Annotated in this window: 9 protein-coding genes; all 9 read left to right on the forward strand. The window is 68.1% G+C overall.

The genetic code is table 11. The annotated features are described in order from the left end of the window. Positions 1 to 184: 184 nt before the first annotated feature. On the forward strand, positions 185 to 1,156 hold the full coding sequence (locus HEB94_RS20225; RefSeq protein ID WP_192751347.1) for an aldo/keto reductase: 972 nt from the start codon (positions 185 to 187) through the stop codon (positions 1,154 to 1,156). Beyond that, positions 1,153 to 2,040 (forward strand): aldolase, encoded by an 888-nt coding sequence (locus HEB94_RS20230; RefSeq protein ID WP_192751348.1) that lies wholly within the window; start codon positions 1,153 to 1,155, stop codon positions 2,038 to 2,040. Before HEB94_RS20225 ends, HEB94_RS20230 begins: the two co-directional genes overlap by 4 nt. Before the next feature lie 298 nt (positions 2,041 to 2,338). After that, positions 2,339 to 4,333, forward strand: coding sequence for a glycoside hydrolase family 127 protein (locus tag HEB94_RS20235; RefSeq protein ID WP_192751349.1), 1,995 nt, complete (start codon positions 2,339 to 2,341; stop codon positions 4,331 to 4,333). A 19-nt stretch (positions 4,334 to 4,352) separates the two neighbouring features. Further along, a complete protein-coding gene (locus HEB94_RS20240; RefSeq protein WP_192751350.1) occupies positions 4,353 to 5,777 on the forward strand; it encodes an ABC transporter substrate-binding protein in 1,425 nt (474 codons plus the stop codon). 23 nt (positions 5,778 to 5,800) lie between these two features. Then, positions 5,801 to 6,754, forward strand: a complete 954-nt coding sequence (locus HEB94_RS20245) for a carbohydrate ABC transporter permease (protein ID WP_192751351.1) — start codon at positions 5,801 to 5,803, stop codon at positions 6,752 to 6,754. Continuing rightward, a complete protein-coding gene (locus tag HEB94_RS20250; RefSeq protein ID WP_192751352.1) occupies positions 6,751 to 7,674 on the forward strand; it encodes a carbohydrate ABC transporter permease in 924 nt (307 codons plus the stop codon). Before HEB94_RS20245 ends, HEB94_RS20250 begins: the two co-directional genes overlap by 4 nt. An 81-nt stretch (positions 7,675 to 7,755) precedes the next feature. After that, a complete protein-coding gene (locus HEB94_RS20255) occupies positions 7,756 to 9,702 on the forward strand; it encodes a glycoside hydrolase family 127 protein (protein WP_192751353.1) in 1,947 nt (648 codons plus the stop codon). Then, complete coding sequence (locus tag HEB94_RS20260) at positions 9,692 to 10,801, forward strand: Gfo/Idh/MocA family protein (RefSeq protein ID WP_192751354.1); 1,110 nt, start codon at positions 9,692 to 9,694, stop codon at positions 10,799 to 10,801. Before HEB94_RS20255 ends, HEB94_RS20260 begins: the two co-directional genes overlap by 11 nt. Positions 10,802 to 10,859: 58 nt before the next feature. Then, positions 10,860 to 12,251, forward strand: a complete 1,392-nt coding sequence (locus HEB94_RS20265) for an ABC transporter substrate-binding protein (protein WP_192751355.1) — start codon at positions 10,860 to 10,862, stop codon at positions 12,249 to 12,251. Positions 12,252 to 12,257 lie beyond the last annotated feature (6 nt).

The raw sequence follows: 12,257 nt of genomic DNA on the forward strand, positions 1-12,257 counted from the left end.
CCCAACCGGTGCGGGAATCTTGACAGCCCATCGGGCGCGGGCGACGATACGTGCCAACGTTGCTGCAAACGTTTGGATAACTCACTCTCCTCCACCAGCACCGCTCAGGCAAGAGGCGGATATGCGCGAGTCGGATCGGAGCGCGAACGTCGCTCCAGCAAGAGTTCCTTTCGGCCGTACGGACATGAAGACAACCCGCGTCGGCGTCGGCGCCTGGGCGATCGGTGGCCTCGGCGCCACGTTCGCCTGGGGTCCGCAGGACGACGACGCCTCGATCGCCGCGATCCACCGCGCGGTCGAGCTCGGGGTCAACTGGATCGACACGGCCCCGATCTATGGCCTCGGCCACTCCGAGGAGGTCGTCGGAGCCGCGGTCGCGGCACTGCCCGAACCGGATCGGCCCTACATCTTCACCAAGTGCGGGCTCCGCTGGGGCGCGGACGCCGTCGCCCAACGCGTGGGGGCCGAGGCCTCCCTGCGTTTCGAGGTCGAGCAGTCCCTGCGCCGGCTGGGTGTCGAACGCATCGACCTGTACCAGATGCACTGGCCCGCCGAGGACGGCAGCCGGGTCGAGGACTACTGGCCGGTGCTGCTCGACCTCGTTCGGGAGGGCAAGGTCCGTGCCGTCGGGCTGTCCAACCACGGTGTCGCGCAACTCGAGGCGGCGGAAGGGTTCGGACACGTCGACTCGCTGCAGCCGCCGTTCTCCGCCATCCGTCGGGACGCGGCGGCCGAGATCATCCCGTGGTGCAACGAGCACGGCACCGCCGTCATCAACTACTCGCCCCTGCAGGCGGGCCTGTTGAGTGGCGCGTTCACCTCGGAGCGGGCCGCCCTGACGACCCGCGACGACTGGCGGGGCCGTTCACCAGACTTCACCGGCGACGCGCTCACCCGCAACCTCGGCTTGGCAGCGGCGCTCGCGCCCGTCGCCGAACGCCACGACGTCAGCGTCGCGGCGGTGGCCGTGGCGTGGACGCTGGCGTTCCCGGGCGTGACCGGTGCCATCGTCGGCGCGCGGTCTCCGGGCCAGGTCGACGGCTGGATCGCCGCCGCGAACCTCGAACTCACCGAGGCCGACCTGGACGAGATCGCCGCCGCGATCAGCGACACGGGTGCGGGCGAGGGCCCGGCTCACCCACGGAGGACGCCATGAACGCCGGGCCGATCGGCATCGCCGCGCTGGAGCGTTCGGAGGGCGGCTTCGCCATGGTGGCGCTCGACCAGCGCGAGTCGCTGCGGACCCTCCTCACCCGGGACGGCAGGCCCGCCAGCGACGAGGTGATGCGCAGCTTCAAGGCCGAGGCCGCCGCGGCGCTGTCGCCGTACGCCTCGGCGGTCCTGCTGGACCGGCCGTTCGGACTCAACGGCTCGGCGGCACCTCCGCTCGATCCAGGAAGTGCGCTGATCCTCGCGGCCGACCGGTTCGTCCAGCCGGCGGGCGAGCCGGTCCGCTCCAGCGACGTCGACCCCGAGGTGACGGTCGAGTTGGTGACCGCTTCCGGGGCGACGGCGTTGAAGCTGCTGGTCGTCTGGCGGGAGGCGAACGGCCGGCGGGAACGAGCACGTACGGTCGAGCAGTTCCTCGCCCTGTGCGCCGCGGCCGGCGTGCCCGGCATCGTCGAAGGTGTCGTTCGCCCACCAGGAGACGCCTGGGCGTCGGAGGACGCACGGGACGATGCGATCGTGGCGGCGGCCAAGGAGTTCGGGGCACACGGACCGGCGCTCTACAAGGCGGAGGTGCCCGGTCACGGCCGCGGTGACCTCGACCGCGTCCGGGAGCGTTGCGCCCAGATCACGGCGACCCTGCCCTGCCCGTGGGTCGTGCTGTCCACCGGAGTGGCGCCGGACGACTTCGCGCGGGCGGTGGAGGTGGCCTGTGCGGGCGGGGCGTCGGGTTTTCTCGCGGGCCGGGCGATCTGGTCGGAGGCGGCGACCTCCGCCAATCCGGCGGAAGGCCTGCGGACGCAGGCGGTCGGCAGGCTGAGTCGCCTGCTCCGAGCCGTTCCGGCCCGCAGACTGTCGCCAGGACCGGCTTGACACGGGCGTGTCGTTCGGAGTTTCAACGTTTTCCGTTGGGCTTCGGTCCGCGGACAACCGACCACTCAGCACGTTTTCATCGTCGATGTAAACCACCAGTGCGGAATTGGTTCTGGCCGCACCAGATGTTCCCCGGCAGGATTCTCGCATCACAACCCGTCGGCGGGTCTCGCAGGTGGCACCAGCCGTCGTTACTGATGACGCCCGGGGAGCTGTCCCGCCGGAGTATGGCCGCGGGGTGCGGTCGCTTCGACAAATGCCGCCCGTTCGCGTCGGGTCGGGGATCCTGGAGGGGTCGATGACGAGTTCAGCCGGACCATCCGAACGCGTCGTACGCGGGCCGGTGGTTCCCACCGCGGCCGCGCGCGCCGTCCAGCAGACGCTGGGTGTGGACGACGTTCGCCTCTCCGGGGGAGTTCTCGGCCGCCTGCAGGACGTCAACCGGCACGCGAGCATTCCACTCGGGCTCGAACAACTCGAGACCGCCGGGAATCTGGACAATCTCCGGCTGGCGGCCGGATCGGCTGGTACTGATGTTTCGGCTGATACCGATGCTTCGGTCACGGGAGAGTTCCGTGGTCCCGTCTTTATGGACTCCGACCTCTACAAACAGCTGGAGGCGGTCGCGTGGGACGTCGGGCGGATCCCCGACCCGGCACTGGCGGAGTTCATCACCGCCTCGGCGAAGTTGCTTACCGACGTGCAACTGGACGACGGATATCTCAATTCCTACATCCAGACGGTCGACCCGCGCGGTCGGTACGAGAACCTCTCGTTCACCCACGAGATGTACTGCGCGGGCCATCTCATCCAGGCGGCGGTGGCCAGTGCCCGCGTCGGCGGCGACCCGCAGTTGCTGGAGGTCGCGCGCAGGTTCGCCGACCACCTGGTCGAGGTCTTCCTCCGCGGTGAGCACCCTGGTATCGACGGCCACCCGGAGGTCGAGACGGCGCTGGTCGAGCTGTACCGACTGACCGGCGAGCGCGCCTACCTCGATCTCGCCTCGCGGTTCGTCGAACGCCGTGGTGTCGGTTCGATCGGTGACCCGCCGAACCGGAACCGCGGTGCCCGCTACCTGCAGGACCACCTGCCGGTGCGGGAGGCGGACACCCTCGTGGGTCACGCGGTGCGGGCGCTCTACCTCGAGGCGGCGATCGTCGACCTCTACCTCGAAACCGGTGACGAATCCCTGTTGGAGTGCTCGGTTCGACGGTGGGAGGACATGGTCGCCACCAAGACCTACCTCACCGGCGGCCTGGGGTCGCGACACGCCCAGGAGGCGTTCGGCGACCGCTACGAGCTTCCACCCGACCGGGCGTACGCGGAGACCTGCGCGGCGATCGCAAGCATCCACTGGAGTTGGCGGCTGCTGCTGGCCACCGGTGAAGCGAAGTACGCCGACCTCATCGAACGCACGCTCTACAACGCGTTCGCGGCCTCGACCTCGGTCGACGGCCTGCGCTTCTTCTACGTCAACCCGCTCCAGCGCCGACCAGACCACTACGAGGCCGACGATCCCGGTCGGCGTCGGGAGTGGTTCGAATGCGCCTGCTGTCCGCCGAACATCATGCGTCTCGTCTCCTCACTCGGCCACTATGTCGCCACCCACACCTCGGGTGCCGTCTACATCCACCAGTTCGTGCCGGGTACCGTCCGGGCGCCACTGTCCTCCGGACCGGTCGAGCTCACGGTGCGCACGGACCTTCCGTGGTCCGGGCAGGTGACGATCACCGTCGACCAGGGGCCGGAGGGCGAGTGGACCCTCGCGCTCCGGGTGCCTTCCTGGAGTACGACCACACGGGCCCGGGTCGGCGACGAACCCGCACCCGTCGAGCCCGACGAGCACGGCTACCTCCTCCTGACCAGGGACTGGCAGCGCGGTGACACCGTCACCTTCGAGCTCGATCTCACCCCACGACTGGTTCATCCCCATCCCCGTATCGACGCCGTGCGCGGCACTGTCGCGCTTGAACGCGGCCCGCTGGTCTACTGCTTCGAGCAGGTCGACCAGCCTGACGGCATCGAGGTCGCCGACCTCGCCATCGCACCCGGGGCGCGACTACGCCCCGTCGAGGCCGAGCACGGGGGTGTCGGCCGGACGGTCGTGATCGAGGTCGAGGCGACGGCTCTCGCCGGAGACCCCGTCGCCGGCCTTCCCTACCGGTCGGGTCCGCGCGACGCGGATCGACCCGGCCGCGAGGTTGTCGCGACCGCGATTCCGCACTTCCAGTGGGACAACCGTGACGGTGGCGCCATGCGGGTGTGGATGCCCCGGCTGCCCTTCCACGGCTGAACATTCGTACTCAGGAGAAATGATGCGACCAGAACTCACCGGCAACCTGCGGCGGCCGAGCCGCCGGGACATGCTGCGGATGGGTGGCCTCGCGGCGACCGCGGCGATGGTGCCAGGCCTCGCTGCCTGTGGTGGTGGAGGAAGCGGCACCAGCGGCTCGAAGTCGGAGGCGAAGCTGCAGTTCATGTACTGGGGCTCGGCGTTCGAGAAGACCGCCATCGAGAAGATGCTCCAGGACTTCGATGCCAAGCACGACGACGCCGCCGTGCAGGCGGTGCACGTGCCGGGCGACTACCAGACGAAGGTCAACACACTCGTCGCGAGCAACTCGCTGCCCGACGTCGCCTACATGGACGCCCCGACGGCCTACCGGCTCGCCGAGCAGGGCAAGGTCGTCGACATCTCGAAGTACATCAAGAAGTACCCCCAGCTGTCGGGCCGCAAGCCGGACAACTTCTTCTGGTACGACGACGGAAAGACCTGTGGAACGCCGGGCGCGAGCGAGATCACGCTGCTCTGGTACAACAAGGACATCTTCTCCGGCGCCGGCGTCGACCTACCCCCTGCCGAGGCCAGCAAGGCCTGGTCGTGGGACCAGCTCCTCGAGACGGCGGACAAGCTGACGCTCGACCAGTCCGGCAAGCGGCCGAGCGACTCCGGCTTCGACTCCGAGAAGATCCGCCAGTTCGGCATCTCCGCGCCCATGTCCACGCAGTGGACGTGGTACCCGCTCGTCCGGAGCAACGGCGGCGACATCGTCGATGAGTCCGGCAAGAAGTTCACGCTCAACAGCCCCGAGTGCGTCGAGGTCTTCCAGAACCTCCAGGACCTCATCTACAAGCACCGGGTGGCTCCGAGCCCGGCCCAGCTCGGTGGCGGTGACACCGGCAGCAACGCGCCGACCACCACGGTCCAGCTGCAGACCAAGCGTGTCGCGATGGCGATCGACGGCCAGTGGGTCCTGCTGGACATGGCGAAGAGCAACCTGAAGTACGGCATCGGTGTGCTCCCGTCCTACCACGAGCCGACGACGATGCAGGCGGGTAGTTGCCGCGTCCTGTCCGCCGCCACGAAGTCGCCCGAGCAGGCGATCGAGCTGTACGTCTACAGCGTCGACGGACAAAACAGCGACCTGTTCCAGCAGGGCCTGTGGATGCCGGTCGAGACGAAGTACTACGCCGACGACAAGAGCATCGACTCCTGGATCAAGAACGACGCGCACCCGCCGGAGTACCGTACGGCCGCGGTCGACTACCGCATCAACAACGCGGTCCGCGACTACAGCCAGGGTCTTCGGAACATGCCCGCCATCAGCGAGGTGCTCACTCCCGCCCTGCAGCAGATCGAGACCGGAAAGGTCCCGGCCAAGAAGGTGCTCGACGAACTCAAGGACAAGGTGGAGCCCCTTCTCCAGGGTTGGTACCCCACGCCGTCGAGCCTGTGAGTGGAGCCGAAAGGACTGACACGATGTCCGCAACGATCACGAGGTCGCATCGGTCCGGTGAGCGGCACTCGGGACGAAACCAGCTGTCGGGTCAGGCGCGCCTGGAGCGCCGGTGGGGCCTCATTCTGGCCCTGCCGGCGGTCCTCGGCTTCCTGATCTTCACCCTGGGCCCGATGGTCGCGTCGTTCTTCTTCAGCCTGACCGACTGGATCATCGGGTCCTCGCCGTCGTTCGTCGGTCTTGGCAACTACCAGCGGATGTTCACCGAGGACGATCTGTTCCTGAAGTCGTTGGGTGTCACGACCTACTACACCCTCGGCGCCGTCCCGCTCACCATGATCGTGGGGTTCGCGATCGCTCTGCTGCTGAACAAGCAGGTCCGGGCCCTCGGTGTGTTCCGTACGATCTACTACCTGCCCACGCTGGTGCCGAGCGTCGCGAGCGCGGTGCTGTGGATCTGGATCTTCAACCCAGACTTCGGTCTGCTCAACTCCTCCCTGCGCAGCGTCGGGTTGCCGACCTCCAACTGGATCTACAGCGAGACCGCGGCGGTTCCCTCCCTCGTCATCATGAGCGTGTGGGGGTTCGGGAACATCATGGTGATCTTCCTCGCCGGGCTCCAGGGCGTGCCGAGGCATCTGTACGAGGCCGTCTCCATCGACGGTGGCGGTGCCTGGCAGCAGTTTCGGCACGTGACCCTGCCGATGATGACGCCGATCATCTTCTACAACCTGGTCACCAGCGTCATCGGGACGTTCCAGGTGTTCAACCAGGCCTACATCATGACGCAGGGCGGGCCCAACAACGCCTCGCTCTTCTACATCTACTACCTGTACCAAACGGCGTTCACCAAGAGCGAGATGGGTTACGCGAGCGCGCTCGCGTGGCTGCTCTTCATGATCGTCATGGTCATCACGGTGCTGCTGTTCCGGAGCGCGCGCCGCTGGGTCTACTACGAGATGGCAGGTGCCCGATGAGTGCGCTGTCGGGAGTCAGGACGACCGCTCCGGTCGACGGTGCCGGCACTCCGCCGGACGGGGCGCGGGCGGCTGGACAGCCGAAGCGACGCCAGTGGCGCCGGCTGGTGTGGTACGTGCTGCTGATCGCGGGCGCCGTTCCGACGCTGCTGCCCTTCGTGTGGCTCGTGCGCAGCGCGCTCATGGACACCAACCAGATGTTCGTGGCGCCGCCGGAGTGGATCCCGAACCCGTTCATGTGGTCCAACTTCACCGGAGCGCTCACGGCGCAACCGTTCGCGCACTACCTCCTCAACACGATGATCATCGAGGTCTTCGTGGTGGTGGGAACCGTGCTCACGTGCTCGGTCGCGGCGTTCAGCTTCTCACGGCTGCGGTGGCGGGGTCGCAACGTCGTCTTCGCGATCCTGCTCAGCAGCCTGATGCTGCCCTACGCGGTGACGCTGATCCCGACGTTCCTGATGTGGCAGACCGTCGGCGCGCTGAACACCTTCGTGCCGTTGACCGCGCCCGCGTGGTTCGCCGGTGCGGCGGGCGGCGTCTTCAACGTCTTCCTGTTGCGGCAGTTCTTCCTCACGATCCCGTTCGAGTTGGACGAGGCCGCCTACATCGACGGAGCCTCGCCCTGGCGGGTCTTCTGGCAGATCATCATGCCGTTGTCGAAGCCGGCCATCGTGGTGGTCACGATCTTCACGTTCATCCACGTGTGGAACGACTTCCTCGGCCCACTGGTCTACCTCAACGACGACCGCAAGTTCACCTTGGCGCTCGGCCTCGCGTCGTTCCAGGGCGTCTACAACGCTCAGTGGGGCTTCCTGATGGCGGCGTCGGCAGCGGTGATCGCCCCGATCGTGGTCTTGTTCTTCGTCGCCCAGCGCTACTTCATCGAGGGCGTGACCCTCACCGGCATCAAGAACTGACAACCAGCGCTCCTTCCTCGGAGCCGGTTGGGCCGGAGTTTGCGATCGCCCGGGAGGGCGGGAAAGGTCAGGAACCTTCCGATGCAGGCCAAGGAGCAGACGTGCGGACCGGTGGTGCCGACCGCGCAGGCGTGCGCGGTCGAGCGGCCGCTCGGCGTTCCCGACGTACGGATCACCGGCGGGCCGTGGGCGCGGTGGCAGACGGTCAACCGGGACGTGAGCTTCCCGCTCGGGCTCGCCCGGCTCGAGAGCGAGGGCAACTTCGGCAACCTCCGGCTGGCCAGCGGGGAGACCACCGGCGAGTTCCGCTCGCCGGTCTTCATGGACGGCGCCGTTCACAAGATGCTCGAGGCGGCGGCCTGGGAGGTGGTCCGGGAGCCGAACGACCGGCTCGAGGTGTTCCTCACCCAGGCCGGTGAGCTCCTGGAGCGCGCCCAGCAGGACGACGGCTACCTCAACTCCTACTACCAGGTGGTGCGGGTGGGTGAGCGTTACACCCAGCTCGACCGCAGCCACGAGATCTACCTCGGCGGCCTGCTCGCCCTGGCCGGTGTGGCGCGGGTGCGTGGCGGCGGCGAGGGTGCCCTGCCCCGGGTCGCCCGCAGGTTCGCCGACCACCTGGTCGAGACGTTCCTGCACAGTGACGGGCCCGGGTTCGACGGCCATCCGGGCGCGGAGCTGGCCTTCGTCGAGTTGTACCGGCTGACCGGCGAGACGGCGTACCTCGACTACGCCCGGAAGATGGTCGAGGACCGCGGCCACGGCATGCTCGGCAAGGGTCACGGCGGGCTCCGGTACTTCCAGGACCACCAGCCGGTCCGGGAGGCCGAGACCGTCGTCGGGCACGCCGTCCGGGCGATGTACCTCGAGGCCGGCATCGTCGACCTCTATCTCGAGACGGGCGACAGGACCCTGCTGGACGCGTCCGTGCGTCGCTTCGACGACATGGTCGCGACGAAGATGTCGATCATCGGCGGCATCGGCTCCCGACACCGGGGCGAGGCGTTCGGCGACGGCTACGAGCTTCCGCCGGACCGCGCCTACAACGAGAGCTGCGCGGCGTTCGCGGCGATCTTCTGGTGCTGGCGGCTGCTGCTCGCCACCGGCGAGGGACGCTACGCCGACCTGCTCGAGCGGCTCCTGTTCAACGCCTTCGCCGCCTCCACCTCCCTCGACGGGTCCCGCTTCTTCTACGTCAACCCGCTGCAGCGTCGCGAGGACCACTTCGAGGCAGACGACCCAGGCCGCCGCTGCGAATGGTTCGCGTGCCCGTGTTGCCCGCCCAACATCATGCGGCTCGTGTCGTCGCTGGGCCACTACCTCGCGACGACCAACGCCGACGGGATCCACCTGCACCAGTACGCCGCGAGCGAGATCCACGCGCCGGTGGGTGACGGCGAGGTCGTACTCACCGTCGACACCGACTACCCGTGGTCGGGTTCGGTGGCGGTCGAGGTGCGGGAGACGCCCGCGGGGGAGTGGACGCTCGGGTTGCGCGTTCCCGGTTGGTGCGACAGTGCCCGGCTCGTCGTCGCCGGCGAGGAGGTGGACGCGACCTCGGACACACAGGGGTACGTCCGGCTGACCCGGGAGTGGCGCGAGGGCGACAAGGTGAGCCTGGACCTCGACATGCCGGCCCGGCTGGTGCGGCCCGACCGCCGGATCGACGCGCTGCGCGGCTGCGTGGCGCTCGAACGCGGGCCGCTCGTCTACTGCTTCGAGCAGGTCGACCAGCCCGCTGGTGTCGCGCTCCCGGATCTGGTGGTGCCCTCCGAGGCCGCCGTACGGGTCGTCGACCACCCGGACCACCCCGTGCTCGGGCGTACGGTCACCGTCGAGGTGGCGGCGGGTGTCCTGCCCGTGCCCGCCGCGACCGGCCTGCCGTACACCTCGGCGCCGGCCCCGACCGACCCGGCCGAGCCCACCACGGCCGTCGCCGTCCCCTACTTCCAGTGGGACAACCGCGACGGCGGGGGCATGCGGGTGTGGCTGCCCGAACTCGAGGACGGTGTCGCGCATGGCGGCTGAGGATCGACAGATCAACGTCGCCGTCGTCGGCCTGGGCTTCGGGTCGTCGTTCGTGCCGATCTACGCCCGGCACCCCCACGTGGGCGAGGTGACGATCTGCGACATCTCCTCCGAACGACTGCACAGCGTGGGCGACCGGCACGCGATCACACGGCGGACCGTGGACTTCGAGGAGATCCTCCGCGACGACTCCATCGACGCGGTGCACCTGGTGACCCCGATGCCGTTGCACGCCGAGCAGAGCGTCGCGGTGATGGAGTCGGGGAAGCACTGCGCGTGCGCCGTGCCGCTGACGACCAGCCGCGCGGACGTCGACCTCGTGGTCGCCGCGCAACGCAGGACGCGGAAGAACTACATGATGATGGAGACCGCCGTCTACACGCGGGAGTTCCTGTTCGTGCAGGAGCTGGTGCGCTCGGGTCAGGTCGGACGGATCCAGTTCGCGCGCGGGGCGCACTACTCCGACTACGAGAACTGGCCGCGCTGGAAGTGGTACGCGCCGATGCAGTACGCCACCCACGCGGTCGCGCCCCTGCTCGCCCTGACCGGTACCCGCGCGAAGAGCGTGACCTGCCTCGGCTCCGGATGGATGCCGGCGGAGCTGTCGCAGCCCTACGGCAACCCGTTCCCGGTCGAGACCGCCATCTTCGAACTCGCCGGGCAGGACCACCCGACCGCCGCCGAGGTCACCCGGACGATCTTCCGCACCATCCGACAGGAGCTCGAGAGCTTCGACATCTACGGCGAGCACCTGAGCTTCGAGTGGTCACGCCGCAGGGGAGACGAGTCGACCCTGTTCCGCGTCGACCACGCGGCGACGATGTCCGGACGACACCCGGTCGTCGTCGCCGACGCCGCACAGCCCCCGGATCGTTCCGAGCTGCTGCCGGCCAAGCTGCAGGAGTTCACCAGCGGTGGCCACGGCGGTTCGCACCCGCACCTCGTGCACGAGTTCGTCAGCAGCATCGTGGACGAACGAAGCCCGGCGATCGACGTCCACGTCGCGGCCGACTGGACCACTCCGGGCATCTGCGCACACGAGTCCGCCCTCGCGGGTGGGCTCCCGGTCGCGATACCCGACTCCCGTACGAACACCTGAGCTCCATCAGGCTTCACCACCAGTTCGCCCACACCAGAGGAATTGACGGGAGACGACGATGGGGCGCATCGGACTTCGCGACTGCAGGCTCACCCGCCGGGACCTGCTGTGGCTCTCGGCGTCGCTCACCGCGGGCACCGCCCTGTCGGCATGCGGCGGAGACGGCGGTGGCGGTGGCACCTCCTCCACCGAGCTGCAGTACATGTACTGGGGTTCGGCCTTCGAGAAGCGCGGCATCGAGAGCATGCTGACGAAGTTCTCCCAGAGCCACAAGGGGATCGGGGTGAACCCGATCCACGTGCCCGGGGACTACGAGACCAAGGTCAACACGCTCGTCGCGAGCAACGACCTGCCCGACGTCGCCTACATGGGTGCGGCGACCGCGTACCGGCTCGCCGAGCAGGGCAAGTTGCTCAACCTGCACGACCACATCAACAAGTATCCGCTGTTGAAGGAACGCTCGCCGGGCAGCTACTTCTACTGGGGCAAGGACAAGAACCTCGGTACGCACGCCTCGAACCAGATCATCCTGCTCTGGTACAACAAGGCGATCCTGGCCGAGGCGGGAATCGAGAAGCCCCCGGCGGAAGCGGCCAAGGCCTGGTCGCTGGAGCAACTCGTCGACATCGCCGACCAGCTCACCCTGGACGACGAGGGCCGTCATCCGAGCGAGAGCGGGTTCCGGCGCGAACGCGTACGGCAGTTCGGGCTCTCGGTGCCCATCACGCACTGGTATCCGCTGGTCCTCAGCAACGGCGGCGACATCGTGGACAAGACGGGGATGAAGTACACCCTCAACAGTCCAGAAGCCGTCAAGGTCCTGCAGGACATCCAGGACCTGATCTACAAGCACCGGGTGGCGCCGAGCCCCGCCCAACTGGGCGGCGGTGACACCGGCAGCAACGCGCCGACCACCACGGTCCAGCTGCAGACCAAGCGGGTCGCGATGGCGGTCGACGGCCACTGGACGCTGCTGGACATGGCTCAGAGCGACGTCGACTACGGCATCGGCGTCCTCCCGTCCTACCAGGAACCGATCACCCAGCAGAACCGTACGCCCCGGGTGATCGCCGCCAACACCGAGAACCTCGACGAGGCCTTCGAGCTCTACGTGTTCGCGATGAACCCGGAGTACGTCGACCTGTACTCCAAGGGACTGTGGATGCCGGTCGACGAGAAGTACTTCACCGATCCGGCGAGCATCGCGAAGTGGGTGAACGACGACGTTCACCCGCCGGAGTTCAAGACCGCCGCGATCGACTACCTACGCAACAACTCCGTACCCGGGTTCGCCGAGCGGCTGAAGAACGTCACCGCGATCAACGAGGTGCTGGTGCCGGCGCTGCAGGAGATCGAGACCGGGAAGCGGCCGGCCAAGGTGATCCTCGACGAGCTCGAAGGCAAGATGCAGCCGCGCCTGCAGGGGTGGTACCCGACCACGGAGAGCTGAGGCTCG

This window comes from Actinopolymorpha pittospori, from assembly GCF_014873875.1.
GTDB lineage: Bacteria > Actinomycetota > Actinomycetes > Propionibacteriales > Actinopolymorphaceae > Actinopolymorpha > Actinopolymorpha pittospori.

Coding starts and splice junctions, on each gene's coding strand:
- HEB94_RS20225 (WP_192751347.1), top strand. CDS start 185: ATGAAGACAACCCGCGTCGGCGTCGGCGCCTGGGCGATCGGTGGCCTC.
- HEB94_RS20230 (WP_192751348.1), top strand. CDS start 1,153: ATGAACGCCGGGCCGATCGGCATCGCCGCGCTGGAGCGTTCGGAGGGC.
- HEB94_RS20235 (WP_192751349.1), top strand. CDS start 2,339: ATGACGAGTTCAGCCGGACCATCCGAACGCGTCGTACGCGGGCCGGTG.
- HEB94_RS20240 (WP_192751350.1), top strand. CDS start 4,353: ATGATGCGACCAGAACTCACCGGCAACCTGCGGCGGCCGAGCCGCCGG.
- HEB94_RS20245 (WP_192751351.1), top strand. CDS start 5,801: ATGTCCGCAACGATCACGAGGTCGCATCGGTCCGGTGAGCGGCACTCG.
- HEB94_RS20250 (WP_192751352.1), top strand. CDS start 6,751: ATGAGTGCGCTGTCGGGAGTCAGGACGACCGCTCCGGTCGACGGTGCC.
- HEB94_RS20255 (WP_192751353.1), top strand. CDS start 7,756: ATGCAGGCCAAGGAGCAGACGTGCGGACCGGTGGTGCCGACCGCGCAG.
- HEB94_RS20260 (WP_192751354.1), top strand. CDS start 9,692: ATGGCGGCTGAGGATCGACAGATCAACGTCGCCGTCGTCGGCCTGGGC.
- HEB94_RS20265 (WP_192751355.1), top strand. CDS start 10,860: ATGGGGCGCATCGGACTTCGCGACTGCAGGCTCACCCGCCGGGACCTG.